Here is a 15,227-nt window from a genome sequence, read left to right as displayed (position 1 = left end):
GCGGGCTCGAAAGGGAGGCGGCCACCCCGGACGCACGGGTGGCCGCCACACGCCGGTCCGTTCAGTGCTTCTTGCGGCTCTTGGCCGTGGTCGCACCCGGCGACTTCACCGCGGCCGCGGCGTCCACGACGCCCCAGCCGTAGACCGGTGAGTAGACACCCGTCAGGCCGGTGCCCGGCTGGCGGGCCGTGCCGAGGAGCGTGTTCTCGACGTCGGCCAGGGTCCGGCCCTGGGCGAAGAGCAGGGCGGCGACGCCCGCCACGTGCGGCGTGGCCATGGAGGTGCCGGCGTAGTAGTCGTAGTCCTCGTGGCCGCAGGACGCGGATCCGGTGCCGGCCGGCACGGTGGACACGATGTCGTCCTTGCAGGAGACGAGTCCCGCGCCGCCGGGAGCGGCGACGGCCTTGAGGTCCGGCTTGTTCGGGAGTTCGGAGAACCAGCTCTTCAGCTCGTTGCGGTCGGTCGAGGCGACGCAGATCGCGCCGGGCTCCCACGCCGGGGTGTTGCAGGCCGGGGTGGCGGAGTTCCCGGCGGCCACGACGACCGACGTGCCCTGCGCGCCCGCGTACGCGATCGCTTCGGTCACCGACGACTCCAGGCCGGTGATGGTGACGACCTGCGTTCCCGCCAGCCCGCCGAGGCTCATGTTGATCACGTCGGCGCCGTGGTCCACCGCCCACCGTATGCCGGCGGCTATGTCCTCGAAGGTGCCGCTGCCCTCCTCCAGCACCTTGACCGGCATGATCCTGGCGTTCGGCGCGACACCGGCGACACCGGTGCCGTTGCCCGCGACGGCGGCCACGATGCCGGCGACGTGGGTGCCGTGCTCGTCGCCGTTGTTCTCCCCGTCGGGGCCGCGGAAGTCGCCGTTCCCGCACGGCCCACCGGCCTTGCCGCAGCCGGTGAACGTGGCTCCGGCCACCAGGTTGCCCTTCAGGTCGGGATGGGTCAGGTCCACCCCGGTGTCGACGACGGCGACAACGGCACCCGTGCCGGTGCTGGTGGCCCACGCCTGTTCGGCGCGGACCTGGTCAAGGCCCCACTGGTCGCCTCTCAGCGGGTCGCCGGCGCCGGCATGCGCGAGGCCGGCCGACGTGCTCAACAGGGCGGCGGCGCCGAGAAGCGACGAGGCCAGAGTGAAACTGCGGTTGCGGGACATGTGTTCCTCTCCTGGGTGACGGACGGGAGCGCCGATGGTCAGCCGGCCTGCCGCGCGGTGAGGGTGAACTGGTAGTCGGCGCCGTACAGGTAGAGCAGCCCGACGTAGGCCGCGCCTGGGGCGATCACGGCCTTCTGGCCCGGCGTCGCGAAGTCGCCGGTGATCGGTTTGCACGTCGCGTCGTAGAAGAACATCTGCATCTCGCCGAGTTGGCTCTCCGGCTCGGTGTACGACGCCACGTGCAGTCCGTCGCCCCAGCCGGCCGGCAGCTTCATGATCCACGCGTCGGCGCCCTGAGCGGCCGCGGGTGTGCCGCAGGCGGCCTGCCACGAGGCCACGGTCACGCCGGGACGGTACGGCTCGGTGCCGGGGAGGTACCACAGCCCCTGCGGCGCACCGGCCTGGATCGTCCCCGACTCGCCGACCGGCTCGTCCGGGGTGAACGGCAGCGGCTCGACGCCGGAGGCGTTGCCGAACACCTGGAGTTCGGACAGCACGGCGTACGTCTTGGTCTCGCCCTGGACGGAGTCGACGAAGACCCGGACGTGGCTCGCGGTGACCGGTGCGTCCAGCTTCAGGGTCTGGATCTGCATGTCCGGCGCCGTGGGCCGCGGCGCCCGGGCGGCGAACGTGCCCGCCTCGACCGTCTTCCACAGCACCCCGTCCGTCGAGGTCTGGACGGTGAAGTCCTTGGTCGCGTTGAACCGTCCGGCCGTGGTCGGCTTGAGCGTGCTGACCGCGATGCGGGAGACCTGCGCCTCCTCGGCCAGCTTCACCTCGGCCACCTGGTGCGCGCCCGCGTTGTACGGCCTGCCCGTGTCCTTGGTCTTCCACGCGGTCGCCTCGGTGTCGTCGATCAGGAAGCTCGCGGGAAGGCCGTCGTCCTGGCTGGACGTCTTCACGAGGGTGGCGCCGTTGTGCTTCGAGGCGAGGTTCGGCGCCAGCTCGAGGGTCCGGGCGGTCGTCCTGCCCGACTGGACCTGAAGGCCCCGGAACTTCTGGATGCCGAAGCCGCGCGCCTGCACGGTCACCGTGTAGGCGCCGTCGACCATCGGCGCCGAGACGACACCGCCCGGGCCCGACGTGCCGAGCGGTGTCACCCGGGCCTCGAACTCGCCGATGATCACGCGGGCGTCCTCGACGGGTTCGCCGGTGGAGGCGTTCACCAGCTTGACGGCGAGCATCCCGTTGCGCGACGGGGCAGCATGGTCGAAGCCCGGCTTCGGGTCGGTGTCGTCGGGACCTGCGGTCGCGGCCGAACGGCCCGCGCCGCGGCGGGCGAACGCGGTCCAGATGGTGTCGGTGTTGTCGCCGCGGAAGCGGAGGGTGTCCGCGTCGAGGATGGCGTCGCGCATGTCGAGGAACGACGGAGACGGCGGGGACAGCGGCATGGCGTCGGTCACCAGGTGCTCGGCGATGTCGCTGCCCGCCTTGGTGCCGTACCGGTCGACCAGGGCGCGGCGCAGGTCCCACAGCATGGCGGTCCAGATCTCGCCGTCCGCGTGGACCTCGGGACCCGTGATGTCGTAGCCGTAGTCCCCGTATGTCAGCGGGCTCTTGTCGTACGCCCAGTTGCGGATGCCCCGCTCGGCGTTGCCCACGGCGTACTCGCCGACCACGGCCTTGTCGTACAGGCCCTCGCGGCCCAGGTGGTTGATGGCGTACCAGTCGCCCCAGCCCTCGCCCATCGCACCGGACTGCTCACCGCCGAGCGAGCCGAGTCCGCCGCCGCCGACATACCGGTTGGACAGGCCGTGGCTGTACTCGTGCTGGATGACGGTCTGGTCGAAGTTGCCGTCGGCGTACGGGCCCTCGAACGCGTCGTTGATCGGCTCCCACAGGTACATGCTGGAGAACGACGGGATGCCGTCGGGCAGGGTCAGCATGTTGGCGTTGTCCCGGCCGAGGTAGGTCGGCGCGCCTCCGGTCGCGGCGCCCGAGTGTGCGAGACCGCTGATCGGGTCGCCGCCCAGTCCGCCCTTGCCGAAGTTGTTGACCTGGAAGTTGCCCGCGGTCTCGGTGAAGCCGAACTGGTAGTACTCGTCGTGGATCCGGTTGTGGTGGTAGAAGAGGTTGGTCACCGCCGGGTCGCGGTCCAGCACGTACGACGGCGGCAGCGTCTGACCCTTGGTGCGGGCCCAGTTGGCGCCGTACGCGTAGTTGAACTGCGCTGTCGGGCTGATCGGCCGGTTGTGCTCGTCCGTCGGCGCCAGTGGTGCCGTGTACTGCGCGAAGGTATTGGCGTTGTTGCCGAGCGTGGTGGGGCCGGGCAGTCCCGCGGCGCCGCTCGGGTCGACCCAGCCGCCCGGTGACGACGCGTTCGGGCCGAAGCTCTTGATGACCGGCCCGCCGCCCTGCGCAGCGCCCGGGAAGTTCTCGTAGACCGTGCCCTCGGGCTCCAGGGGGCCTTCGTGGTGCACCAGGGAGTGCCGGGCCAGCGTCTTGCCGGTCGCCGCGTCGACGACCACGCCCCACGCCTCGTCGAGACTCTTGACGAACAGCACGCTGTACGCCGGGCGGGCACCGCCGGGCGTCGGGAACGCGACCTTGCGGACGCGTTGCACCTGTGCGAACGGCCCGGCCGCGAACACCTGGTAGCCGGCCTGGGTCTCATCTGTCGGCAGCGGCACGAAGTCGGACGAAGGAGACAGCGACGACACGACAGCGGCGAGTGCGTCGGCCGGCGACTTGTCGAACCCGGCGAGAAGGCCGCCGCTGCGTACCGGGTCACCGGCGTAGGACAGCACCCGGCCGTCCTCGGCCACGGTCACCGTCATCACGCCGCCGTGCACGGCCTCGACGCCGTCGAACGTCTGTGTGAAGCTCACCACCCGGGCCCCGATGCCCGGCAGTTCGTGGTCACGCCGCACCGCAAGCGCCTCGACGTCCGCGGCCGACAGGCCGAACGCCGCGCGGTGCGCCTGCAGCCAGCCCCTCGCGATCGCGAGCGGTTCGCCGGCCTGAGGACCGGTGAGATGTCCGCCGGGCGCTCGCACGGACCGAGGCGTCCCGTAGGCGGTGTTCCAGGTGACTTTCGGCGATACGCCTCCCGGGGCGGACCTCAGCAGCGCCGCCACGGCCGCGAGCTGCTCTTCGGTGGGCGGCAGGGGCGGCAGGCCACGTCGTACGTCCGTGGAGTCCTGCGGGACGTCACCGGCGACGGCCGACGCCGGGCCGCCCGACGGGTCATCGGTGACGGAGTGGGCGACCGTCGGTGTCGCCATCAGCGCAGCGGTGAGCGCGGACACGACCAACTTGCGGGATGCATTCATGGGCAGTCCTCGGCTGGAAGCGATGCGACGGCCGCGGTCCGTCGACGCAAATGAAAGCCTCGGTTCCGCCCCCTGGACAATCCAAGAACTGCACCTATTCTTGCCTCAACCATGAACGACAATGCGTCCGGGGCGCGCCCGCTCCTTCCGGGCCCGTCCCCTGCGTCCTTCGCCGAGAACGTGTCGACAGCCGTTCAGGAACAGGTCCGCAACGCCGAGTTGGCCGCGCTCCGCGGCCGGGCCGACCTCGGTCTCGAAACGCTGCGGAGCGCCCTGGCGGAAGTGCCGCGGCTCGCCGACGACGACCGGATCGCCCTCGCCGAGATGGCCTCCATGCTCACCCGGTGGGGAGCGCCCGGCCCCGCTCCCTGGGCGCTTCTCGACGAGTTGGCCGCCGCGTGCCACACCCCCCGCGCACGCGGTGCGGTGTTTCTCGCACAGGCACGGGCCGCCCGGGGGAAGGCGATGGCCGACTACGGCACCCGGGCCCTCTTCGAGTTCACCGCGGCAGGAGACATAGGGGGACAGGCGCTCGCCCTGAGCCGCATGTCCTTCCCCGCCGACGCCGGCCTCAGCCCCTCCTACCGGCGCGAGCTCGCCCGCCGGGCGCTGTCCCTGGCCCAGCAGTCCGGCGAGCCGTGGATCATCGCCCTCGTCGCCGGCATGCTCGCCGCCGGCGAGACCTATCAGGGACGCAAGCGCGCACCCCATCGCTGGCGTCGGGCCGCCTCGCTGCTGCCGGCCGACCTCGACGCGGTCACCGGCGAGATCGCCTCGCTCAACTACCTGAACTGGGCGCTGACCTGCGCGTACGTCGGGGACTACCCGACCGCCCTGGAGGCCGTCGGTCGCGGCCGGGTGGTGGGCCGAGGGCCCTGGGTGAACAAGTTCGCGGCGGTCGAGGCGCTCGTGCGTCACCGTACGGGACACCTCGACGTCGCGAGAGAGCAGGCCGCGGTCGCGATGACGGGTGCCGCACCGGGCGTCCGTGAACTCGGCAGCGCTGTCGCCGCCGCGGTGACGTTCGAGACGGCCGGCCGCCTCCCGCACGACACCCTCGAGGCGGTCGTCGAGGTGGCGTATGCGACCTCGCCTCCGTGCGGCGCGAGTGCGGCGGCGACCCTTGCGTACATACGCCATGCGCGCCGCGAGCCGCGCCCGGCGCGCGGGCTGCCGCCGATCCTGCGGAAGGCTCGCGAGGCCGAGCACCACTTCGGCTGGGAGGACGCCCTGCTCGCACTGACCGAGATCGCACCCGACGCGGCGCGGGACGAGGCCGCCGCCATGTCCCGGTTCTGGTCGCCCTATCCGCGCGCCGCGGCGATCCGTTCGGTCGTCGAGGGGCACCTCGCCGGCAAGCGCGGCTGGGCCTCGCTGATCGCGGGCGCGGACGCCCTCGCCGACATGGGCGAGCCCATCACCGCCGGCCGCGCCTACCACGCCGCCGCCCGGGTCGCCCCCTCCACGCCCGAACGGGCCCACGCCCGCGACCGCGCCGCCGAGCTTCTGACCTCGGCGGGAGCCGACAGATCACTGGCCACGCTCGCCCGCGACCGCTCCCTGCACCGGGGCCTGCTCCACGTCCCGGAGAACCAACGCCACCAGGTGAACGCCGGGCTCACTCCCCGCGAGCGGGATGTCGCGGTGCTCGCGGCCCAGGGGTTCACCGCGGTGGAGATCGCCGACCATCTGGGCATCACGGTCGGCACCGCGCGCAACTACGTGATGAACGTCCGCCGGAAGTTCGGCTCGGTACCCAAGCGACGCCTGGCGCTGGTGCTCGGCATGGTCGGGGAGCCCGACTGAGCCCGGCCGGGCTCGCGGATGGTCTCGGGTGGTGCGGGGCTGCCGGCGCACGGTCGGCAGCCTCAGCCGGTCCCGGCCGGCCCGGCCGGGAACGCCGTCGGCCACGGCGCCCGGATGGCCGAGCCCGGCGGACAAGGGCAGCGGTCCGAAGGACAGGATCACGGCCCGGGAGGGCCGGGCGGGCCGGGCGGGCCGCACGACTGACGACCCCGTGCGGGCCCATCCTCTTCGGGATCAGTCGCCTCGCACCGGCAGTTCGCCCGAGCCCCGCGCCACCAGGCGGGTCGGGATCGTGACCGTACGGGCGCGGGTGCGGTCGCCGTCCAGGCGGGACAGCGCCGTCGTGGCCGCTGCCGTGCCCAGGGCGGACGGGTTCTGGGCCACCACCGTCAGGGCCGGTTCCAGCACCTCCGCGAGCGGAAGGTCGTCGAAGGTGACCAGGGCGATGTCCCTGCGGCCGGTGCGGGCGAGTTCCGCCACGACCCCGAGCGCCACGATGTTGTTCCCGGCGAAAAGGGCCGTGGGAGGCTCCGGCAGGGACAGCAGGCGCGTGGTGACCGCGGCTGCCGTGCTCTGGTCGTGGGCGCCGGTCACCAGCGTGCGGTCGTAGGCGATGCCCGCGTCCTCCAGGGCGGCGCGGTAACCGGCGAGGCGCTCGCGCCGCGTGTACAGCCTCGTGGGCAGGTCACCGACGAAGCCGATGCGCCGGTGGCCGCGCTCGACGAGGTGCGCGACGCCCTCCTGCGCGCCGGAACGGTTCGAGCTGACGACGCAGTCGGCGGACAGCCCGACGCCCGGGCGGTCGAGGAAGACCACGGGCAGGCCGGCCGCGCGCTGGGCCTTGAGGTAGGTGTGATCGGCCCCGAACGCCGGCACGACCATCAGCACGCTGACGCGCCGCGCGAGGAACGTCTGGATCAGGGTCCGTTCGCGCTCGGGGTCGTCGGCGGACGATCCCATCAGGAGCGTCAGCCCCCGGTCCCGCACCGTGTCCTCGATCCCGCCCGCGACCGTGCCGAAGAACGGGTTGCCGAGGTCCGGGACGATCAGGCCGATGGTGGTGTCGGGGCCGCCCACGCGGATGTTGCGGGCCATCAGGTTGGGCTGGAAGCCGAGCTTCGCCACGGCGGCGAGCACCCGTTCCCTGGTCTGCGGCGAGCTCGGCCCGTCCTCGTTGAGCACCCGTGAGACCGTCTTGGCGCTGACGCCCACCTCGCGGGCCACATCGGCGAGGGTCGGGCGTCGGGTCGCGGCCATGTGTCACCGTTCCTGTGTGTGCGGCCCGGAGGTCCCGGCCGGGAAGCCGGCCGGGACCCGCCGGCGGGATGCTGTGTCAGTGGGCGGAGACTCCGGCCGCTTTGGCGGCGTCCGTGTCCGCGACGACAGTACCGCCGCCCTCGCGCACACTCAGTGCCCCCGTCATGATGGCGACGACCTCGGCCATCGAGTAGTCGGACGGCTTGATGAGCGCCTCGCGCCGGCCGAGCCGGTGGACGTGGATACGGTCGGCGATCTCGAAGACGTGCGGCATGTTGTGGCTGATCAGAACCACGGGCATGCCCTTGTCACGGACCCGGCGGATCAGGTCGAGGACCTGTCCGGACTCCTTGACGCCCAGCGCGGCCGTCGGCTCGTCCATCACCACGACGCTCCTGGCCCAGGCCACGGACCGCGCGACCGCCACGGCCTGGCGCTGGCCCCCGGAGAGGGTCTCCACCGGCTGGGTCAGGGACCGCAGGCCGATCTTGAGGTCGGCCATGTGGGCCGCGGCCTCCTGCCGCATCCGCTTCTTGTCGAGCATGCGCAGCGCGCTGCCGAGGAATCCGGGCCGGCGCAGCTCGCGCCCGAGGAACATGTTGGAGGCGATGTCCATCGACGCGGCGACCGCGAGGTCCTGGTAGACGGTCTCGATGCCGTGCTGCCGGGCACTCTGCGGGCCGGTGAACCGGATGGGCTCGCCGTTCAGCCGTATCTCCCCCTCGTCCGGGACGAGAGCGCCGGTGAGTGCCTTGATCAGGCTCGTCTTGCCGGCGCCGTTGTCGCCGATGACGGCGAGGACCTCGCCGGGCAGCAGGTCGAAGTCGGCGCCGTCGATGGCGGTGACATGGCCGTACCGCTTGACCAGGCCACGGGCCTGGAGCACGGGGGTGGTCGTGTTCATCGGGCCTTCTTCCGGGAGATCTGGTCGACGGTCACGGCCAGGATCACCAGCGCGCCGGTGATCAGGGTCTGGTAGATCGAGGCGACGCCCATAAGCTGGAGGCCGTTGCGGAACACGCCGACGATGAGGACGCCGATGAAGGTGCCGAGGACGGCGCCGCGTCCGCCGAAGAGGCTGGTGCCGCCGAGTACGACGGCGGTGATGCTGTCCAGGTTGTCGGTCTGCCCGGCCTGCGGGTCGCCGACGCCGGTGCGGGAGATCAGCAGCAGGGCGGCGATCCCGTAGACGAGTCCGGCCAGGGTGTAGATGCCGATGGTCAGCCGGGAGGTGCGGATGCCGTTGAGGCGGGCGGCCTCGGGGCTGTTGCCGAGCGCGTACACGTGCCGGCCCCAGGACGTGCTGCTCAGCGCGTAGGCGAAGAGCAGGAACAGGGCGATGGTCACGAGCGAGCCGTACGTGATGTCGGTGTTCCCCAGCGGGAACGTCTCGCCGAGCGCGGTGAGCGGGGCGGGCAGGTTGGTGACCGTCTGCTCGGCCGAGTAGATGTGGGTCAGGGCGAACGCCACGTTCAGCATGCCGAGGGTGACGATGAACGGCGGCAGCGGGATCAGTTGCACCAGCAGGCCGTTGAGGAGGCCGAAGCCTCCGCAGACGACCAGGCCGAGGGCGATGGCGGCGAGAGGGGAGAGGGAGCCCTCCGCGGCCATCTTGGCGATGACGATGCTGCCGAACGCCATCACGGCGCCGCACGAGAGGTCGATCCCGGCCGTCAGGATGATCAGGGTCTGGCCGATGGCGAGCGTGCCCACGACCATGACCTGCTGAACGATCAGGGAGAAGTTCCCGCCGGTGAGGAACTGCTCGGTGGAGAGGGAGAAGAAGAGGCAGGCCAGCACGAGCGCCGCGAGCGGCCCGGCGGTGGGCGCCGTGAGCACCCTGCGGACGGCGGTCGGCCCCTTGAGGTGGTCGTAAGAGGTGGGTGTGGGCGTGGGCGGGGTGGCGGTGGACGTGGCAGTCATCGTGATCCTTGCCAGTGGGTGGGTACGGGGGCGGACCGGTCGGGCGGGTGCCGGGGCCGGGCTCGTCCCGGGGCGGGGTCCGGGCTCGTCCCGGCGGGGCGGCCTCACTCGGCGTGCGCCCCGCCGGGGGCGGTGGTCGGCCGGATCCGTGCGGTCCCGCCGCCGCGGGCCGTCGGCCCTCGGTCCCCCGGCCCGACCGGGGCCGGGCCGGGCGGGTCCGGGCGGGTCCGCGGTCCTGTCGAGGTCCGGGGATCCGGAGGTCCAGAGGTCCGGGGGTCCGGAAGTCCGGGGTCCGGCCGGCTCGGAGCCGCCGGGCCGGCATCGGTGCCGGGGCTAGCCCCAGCAGTTCTCCAGGCCGAACGCCGTGTCCTTCGCGTCGACTCCCGTCTGCGGCTTGTCCGTCACGAGCGTGACGCCGGTGTCGGTGTAACCGGACGCCTTCTTCCCGTCCTTGGCGAAGTCGGCCACGGCCTGGACGCCCTGGGCCGCCATCTTCAGCGGGTACTGCTGCGACGTCGCCGCGATCTTCCCCTCCTTGACCGCCCGCGTCCCCGTGCAGCCGCCGTCGACCGAGACGACCAGCACCTTCTTCTCCAGCCCCTTCGCCTTGAGCGCCGTGTACGCGCCGAGCGCGGCCGGCTCGTTGATCGTGTAGACGACGTTGACGTCGGGCGCCTTCTGCAGGCAGTTCTCCATGGCCGTCTGGCCCTTGGCCTGGTCGCCGCCCGTGTCCTGGGCGCACACGACGGCCGGGTCGCCCTCGGCGATGCCGAAGCCCTTGAGGAAGCCGTTGTGCCGCTGGACGCCCACGGCCACGCCGGGCGCCAGGTCCAGCATCGCGATCTTCGCCGGCTTGCCCGCCATCGCCGCCTTGGCGTACGCGCCGATCAGCTCGCCGGCCTCGAGGTTGTCGGTGGCGAAGAGGGCGTCCGTGGCGTCCTGCGGCTCGGTCGGGCTGTCCAGCGCGATCACCAGGATGCCCTTGGCGCGCGCCTTCTCCAGCGCGGGGACGATCGCCTTCGAGTCGTTCGGCGTGATGAGGATGCCCTTCACGCCGGAGGCCACCATGTTCTCCACGGCGGTGACCTGGCCCGCGTTGTCCCCGTCGAACTTGCCCGCCGCGCTGACCAGTTCGACGCCGCTCTTCTTCGCCGCCTGCTCAGCGCCCTCCTTCATCTTCACGAAGAACGGGTTGGTGTCCGTCTTGGTGATCAGGCCGACCTTCACCTGACCGCCGCCTCCGCCCTGGGCGCCGGACCCGGAGCCGCAGGCCGTCAGGGACAGGGCCGCTACGGCGGCGCAGGCGGTCACTCGGGCGAGAGCGGAAACGGTGCGAGTGCTGCGGGACATGGGACGACTCCCTGCGAGTTCGGGCGAGCGCGGCCGGAGACCTGTGTCGAGGGCGCGGCGAGCTGCGGTGCTGCGGAGCCCGGGGGCTCCGGAGAGGAGGGACGAACGCGGTTGCTCCGCCGTGTCATCGCTGACTTATGTCATCGTTGACACCGCTTGTCGAGGATGATGGACTCCGCTTCCCGGCAACGTCAATGCCTTGGGACCGTCACAAATCGGCAACGTACGCAGCGGTGCGGACGCCCCGCCCGCTCGAGCGGCGCGGCCCGCCCCCGCTCCCAGGCCCCCGAAGAGAGAAGCAGCCATGCGCCCGCAGCAGGTCACTGTCCTGGGTGAATGCGTCGCCGACGCCTTCACCTCGCCCCCGGCCGACCCGGCCGAACTCTCCCTGCGCGTCCTCCCGGGCGGCGGCCCCGCGAACACGGCCGTCGCCCTCGCCCGCCTCGGCACGCCGGCGCGCTTCCTCACGCGGCTCTCCCAGGACGTCTTCGGCCGCCTCTTCCGCGCCCACCTCGAAGCGTCCGGCGTCGACCTGTCCGGCGCGGTGCGGGCGGCCGAGCCCAGCACCCTGGCGGTCGCCGAACTGGACGACCGGGGCCAGGCGGCGTACTCCTTCCACGCCGAGGGCACCGCCGACTGGCAGTGGACACGCGCCGAGCTGGCGGCGGCCGGCCCGGACGGCACCGCCTGCCTGCACTCCGGTTCCCTGGCGCTGGTGCGGGACCCGGGGGCGCCCGCGGTCGAGGAGTTCCTGACCCGGGCCGCCGCGACGGCGACCGTCTCCGTCGACCCCAACGTACGGCCGCTGCTGGTCCGTCCGGAGGTCTACCGGGAGCGGCTGCCCCGCTGGTGCGCGACCGCCGACATCCTCCGCCTCAGCGAGGAGGACCTGGAGCTGCTGCTGCCGGGCACGACTCCCGACCGCGCCTGCGACACCTGGCACGCGGCCGGCGTACGTCTGGTCGTCGTGACCCGCGGCTCCCGGGGCGCCCTGGCGTCGCTGGACGGGGAGCGGGTAGCGGTGCTGGCGCCGGCCGCGCGGGTCGTCGACACCGTGGGCGCGGGCGACTCGTTCACGGCGGGGTTCCTCCACCACCTCGGCTCCCGCGGGCTGCTCGGCGGACGGCTCGACGGCCTGCGCGTCGAGGACGTCGCGGACGCGTGCGCCTTCGCCGTCCGCGTCGCCGCCCTGACCTGCGCCGTCGCGGGTCCCAACCCCCCGTGGAGCCACCAGCTGACGCCGGTCGCCGCCGTCGCCTCCGAGTGAACGCGTATACGTTCGCGGCCGGTTCGCCCGCCCGCCCTCCGCGCGTTCCCGCCGGATCAATTCCGTCCGGACCGTTGACTCACCTGTGACGACGTGCACATCATCTGGCCCAGCCGATGTCATCGCTGACACATGTCAGCGATGACACCCATGTTGCCGGACCGTTGCCATCGCGGTCCGGCAACGGGATCCCCGACTCGGCGGGCCTTCCCCGCACCGCGGCGCACCCCCATCGCCTCGCTTCGCGGCGCTCCGTGCTCCGGACGGTCCGCACCACAGGAGACACCATGAGCTCTGGACGTGTTGTCCGGCGGGCCCCCGTGCGGCTGCTCGCCGCCGTGGCCACCGTTTGTGCCCTGACCTCGACCGCCGTCGCGCCGCAGTCCTTCGCCGCCGACCGCCCGCCGTTCACGGAGCCCCACAGGCCCCAGTTCCACTTCAGCCCCGCGAAGAACTGGATGAACGACCCCAATGGACTGGTGTACTTCAAGGGCGAGTACCACCTCTTCTACCAGTACAACCCGAGCGGCAACACCTGGGGCAACATGTCCTGGGGCCACGCCGTCAGCAAGGACCTGGTGCACTGGGAGGAGCTCCCGCTCGCCATCCCGCACGACGACGAGGAGATGGTCTTCTCCGGCAGCGCCGTCGTCGACCGGGACAACACCTCGGGATTCGGCACCCGGGAGAACCCCGCCATGGTCGCCGTGTACACCAGCGCCTACAAGGACGGCGGCAAGCAGGCCCAGTCGCTGGCGTACAGCACCGACCGCGGCCGCACCTGGACGAAGTACGCGGGGAACCCGGTGCTCGACATCGGGTCGAAGGAGTTCCGCGACCCCAAGGTCCAGTGGCACGCGCCGACCAGGAGCTGGTTGATGACCGTGTCCCTGTCCACCGAGCACAAGGTGCGGTTCTACTCCTCCAAGGATCTCAAGCACTGGACGCACCTCAGCGACTTCGGCCCGCAGGGCGCGGTGGGCGGCGTGTGGGAGTGCCCGGACCTGTTCCCGCTGCCCGTCGACGGCGACCCCGACCGGGTCAAGTGGGTCCTCGTCGTCAACATCAACCCCGGTGGCATCGCCGGAGGTTCGGCCGCGCAGTACTTCGTGGGCGACTTCGACGGCAAGCGGTTCGTCCCCGACGACGACGGTTCCTACACGCCGCCGGCAGGCCTGGTGATGCAGGACTTCGAGGGGTCCGACTACGGCTCGGACCAGGGGAGTTGGGAGACGACCGGTACAGCGTTCGGCGACGGGCCCGAGAAGCTGCCGGAGGACGCGCCGCCGGGCGTCACGGGAGTCGAGGGCAGGGGCTACGTCGACAGCTTCCACGGCGACGACGCCGCCACCGGCACGCTCACCTCCCCGGCGTTCACCGTGACCAGCCCGTACGTCAACTTCAAGGTGGGCGGCGGCCGTCATCCGCACGACCCGGACGCCGTCCTGACCGAGGGCCCGGTCCCGCCGCCCGCCGGGACCGTCCTCGCCGACTTCGAGGGCGAGGGATACGGGGACTGGACCGCGACGGGCGAGGCGTTCGGCGACGGCCCGGCCGCCGGCACGCTGCCCGGCCAGCACCCGGTGTCCGGCCATCTCGGCGACGGGCTGGTGAACACGTTCCTGCGGGGCGACTCGACCACCGGCACACTCACCTCCCCCGACTTCACGATCGACAAGGACTACGTCAACTTCCTGATCGGCGGCGGCAGGCACCCGTCCTCCACCGACGCACCGACCGCGGTGCGCCTGATCGTCGACGGCAAGGTCGTGCGCAGTGCGACCGGAAAGGACTCCGAGGCGCTCAACTGGGCGTCGTGGGACGTGCGGGAGCTGGCCGGCCGGACGGCGCGCGTCGAGATCGTGGACGCCAACACCGGCGGCTGGGGTCACATCAACGTCGACCACATCATGCTGTCCGACACCCGCGCCCGGCCCCGCTCGACCGAGACCTCCGTCAATCTGCTCGTGGACGGGAAGGTCGTGCAGAGCGCCACCGGCTCGGACAGCGGCGCGCTGGACTGGGCGTCGTTCGACCTGCGCGCCCATGCGGGCAAGCAGGCGCGGATCCAGCTCGTCGACATGAACACCGGCGGATGGGGGCACCTCATCGCCGACCGGTTCGTCGCCGCCGACGAACCCGCGGTGCCCTCCGTGCGGCGCGCACAGTGGGTCGACCACGGCAAGGACTACTACGCGGCCGTGTCGTGGGAGGGCGCGCCGGACGGCAGGCGCCACATGATCGGCTGGATGAACAACTGGCAGTACGGCAACCACATCCCCACCTCGCCGTGGCGCAGCGCGCAGAGCATCCCCCGCGAGATGGCACTGCGCACGGTCGACGGAAGGATCCGGCTGACCCAGCGGCCGGTGCGAACGGTCGCGTCGCTGCGCGAAGGGCCCGTGGTGACCGCGGAGAACGTGGACGTCACCGGCGGCTCGGCGCCGCTGGCGGGCGGGCGCGCCGACGGGAAGGCGCTGGACATCGACGCCACGTTCTCCCTGCGGGACGCCGAACGGTTCGGCCTCAAGGTCCGCACCGGCCCCGGCGGCCAGGAGACCGTCATCGGCTACGACGCCGGAACGCAGGAGCTGTACGTCGACCGCACGAGGTCCGGCGCGGTCGACTTCAGCAGCGACTTCCCCGGCGTGCAGCGCGCCCCGCTCAAGGCCAGGGACGGCAAGGTCAGGCTGCGCATCCTCGTCGACTGGTCCTCCGTGGAGGTGTTCGGCGGCCAGGGCGAGGCGGTCATCACGGACCAGATCTTCCCGGACGAGGCCGGAGACGGCGTGGAGCTCTTCGCGGAGGGCGGCTCGGCGAGGCTGGACGCGGTGACGGTGCACCGCCTGGGGTCGTACCGGGGCTGATCCGGTCCCGGCGCGCCGCGCGACACCCCGCGCGGCGCGCCGTCCGGGGGCGGGTGCGGTCCGGCGGTGAGGCGGCGGGCGCGACCGCCGTGCCCCCTGCACGCCGCGCCCTGCCGGGCGGGTGGGACCGCCGTGCGCGCCTGCCAGGCCTGGTCGCCCTTCCAGGCGGTGCCATCCGGTTCTGCGGTGGGCGGGCGCGACCGCCGTGCCCCCCTGCACGCCGCGCCCTGCCGGCGGTGCCATCCGGCCCGGCGGTGGGCGGACGCCGCGCCTGCGGCCCGGCCTGCCCCCGCTCGGCCCGCATGTGTGGGCACGGGCGGTGACGT

Annotated in this window: 9 protein-coding genes; 3 read left to right on the top strand and 6 right to left on the bottom strand. The window is 72.4% G+C overall.

Annotated elements, in window-relative coordinates:
• Nucleotides 1-61 precede the first annotated feature (61 nt).
• Entirely contained in the window at nucleotides 62-1,159 is a 1,098-nt protein-coding gene (locus ACWD0A_RS02985) for a S8 family serine peptidase (protein ID WP_451293986.1), read from the bottom strand.
• A gap of 38 nt (nucleotides 1,160-1,197) precedes the next feature.
• The gene (locus tag ACWD0A_RS02980) at nucleotides 1,198-4,431 is read right to left on the bottom strand and encodes a M36 family metallopeptidase (RefSeq protein WP_451293984.1); all 3,234 of its coding nucleotides are present in this window, start codon (nucleotides 4,429-4,431) and stop codon (nucleotides 1,198-1,200) included.
• A gap of 111 nt (nucleotides 4,432-4,542) precedes the next feature.
• Between ACWD0A_RS02980 and ACWD0A_RS02975 the strand changes: the two genes are divergently transcribed.
• Nucleotides 4,543-6,237, top strand: a complete 1,695-nt coding sequence (locus ACWD0A_RS02975; protein WP_451293982.1) for a LuxR C-terminal-related transcriptional regulator — start codon at nucleotides 4,543-4,545, stop codon at nucleotides 6,235-6,237.
• A 234-nt stretch (nucleotides 6,238-6,471) separates the two neighbouring features.
• Here ACWD0A_RS02975 and ACWD0A_RS02970 read toward each other — a convergent pair whose 3' ends face one another.
• The 4 genes from ACWD0A_RS02970 to ACWD0A_RS02955 all read right to left on the bottom strand — a co-directional run bounded on the left by ACWD0A_RS02970 (nucleotide 6,472) and on the right by ACWD0A_RS02955 (nucleotide 10,767).
• Nucleotides 6,472-7,494: a LacI family DNA-binding transcriptional regulator gene (locus ACWD0A_RS02970; RefSeq protein WP_451293980.1), complete on the bottom strand. Its 1,023-nt coding sequence runs from the start codon at nucleotides 7,492-7,494 to the stop codon at nucleotides 6,472-6,474.
• 76 nt (nucleotides 7,495-7,570) lie between these two features.
• Entirely contained in the window at nucleotides 7,571-8,398 is an 828-nt protein-coding gene (locus tag ACWD0A_RS02965; RefSeq protein WP_451293978.1) for an ATP-binding cassette domain-containing protein, read from the bottom strand.
• Nucleotides 8,395-9,417, bottom strand: a complete 1,023-nt coding sequence (locus ACWD0A_RS02960; protein ID WP_451293976.1) for an ABC transporter permease — start codon at nucleotides 9,415-9,417, stop codon at nucleotides 8,395-8,397. The genes ACWD0A_RS02965 and ACWD0A_RS02960 overlap by 4 nt, the downstream gene beginning before the upstream one ends.
• Before the next feature lie 333 nt (nucleotides 9,418-9,750).
• Complete coding sequence (locus ACWD0A_RS02955) at nucleotides 9,751-10,767, bottom strand: substrate-binding domain-containing protein (RefSeq protein ID WP_451293974.1); 1,017 nt, start codon at nucleotides 10,765-10,767, stop codon at nucleotides 9,751-9,753.
• Nucleotides 10,768-11,071: 304 nt separating this feature from the next.
• On the opposite strand from ACWD0A_RS02955, the gene ACWD0A_RS02950 reads away from it, so the two are divergent.
• Nucleotides 11,072-12,034 (top strand): carbohydrate kinase family protein, encoded by a 963-nt coding sequence (locus ACWD0A_RS02950; RefSeq protein ID WP_451293972.1) that lies wholly within the window; start codon nucleotides 11,072-11,074, stop codon nucleotides 12,032-12,034.
• Between the two features lie 287 nt (nucleotides 12,035-12,321).
• A complete protein-coding gene (locus ACWD0A_RS02945) occupies nucleotides 12,322-14,901 on the top strand; it encodes a GH32 C-terminal domain-containing protein (RefSeq protein ID WP_451293970.1) in 2,580 nt (859 codons plus the stop codon).
• Nucleotides 14,902-15,227 lie beyond the last annotated feature (326 nt).

The sequence above is a fragment of the Streptomyces sp. NPDC002867 genome (assembly GCF_053591895.1).
This window is presented reverse-complemented; position numbering and strand designations above follow the sequence as displayed.

What these genes read in the sequence shown, in the direction of transcription:
- ACWD0A_RS02955 (WP_451293974.1), bottom strand. Translation starts at nt 10,767, where the DNA reads ATGTCCCGCAGCACTCGCACCGTTTCCGCTCTCGCCCGAGTGACCGCC.
- ACWD0A_RS02985 (WP_451293986.1), bottom strand. Translation starts at nt 1,159, where the DNA reads ATGTCCCGCAACCGCAGTTTCACTCTGGCCTCGTCGCTTCTCGGCGCC.
- ACWD0A_RS02960 (WP_451293976.1), bottom strand. Translation starts at nt 9,417, where the DNA reads ATGACTGCCACGTCCACCGCCACCCCGCCCACGCCCACACCCACCTCT.
- ACWD0A_RS02980 (WP_451293984.1), bottom strand. Translation starts at nt 4,431, where the DNA reads ATGAATGCATCCCGCAAGTTGGTCGTGTCCGCGCTCACCGCTGCGCTG.
- ACWD0A_RS02965 (WP_451293978.1), bottom strand. Translation starts at nt 8,398, where the DNA reads ATGAACACGACCACCCCCGTGCTCCAGGCCCGTGGCCTGGTCAAGCGG.
- ACWD0A_RS02950 (WP_451293972.1), top strand. Translation starts at nt 11,072, where the DNA reads ATGCGCCCGCAGCAGGTCACTGTCCTGGGTGAATGCGTCGCCGACGCC.
- ACWD0A_RS02970 (WP_451293980.1), bottom strand. Translation starts at nt 7,494, where the DNA reads ATGGCCGCGACCCGACGCCCGACCCTCGCCGATGTGGCCCGCGAGGTG.
- ACWD0A_RS02945 (WP_451293970.1), top strand. Translation starts at nt 12,322, where the DNA reads ATGAGCTCTGGACGTGTTGTCCGGCGGGCCCCCGTGCGGCTGCTCGCC.
- ACWD0A_RS02975 (WP_451293982.1), top strand. Translation starts at nt 4,543, where the DNA reads ATGAACGACAATGCGTCCGGGGCGCGCCCGCTCCTTCCGGGCCCGTCC.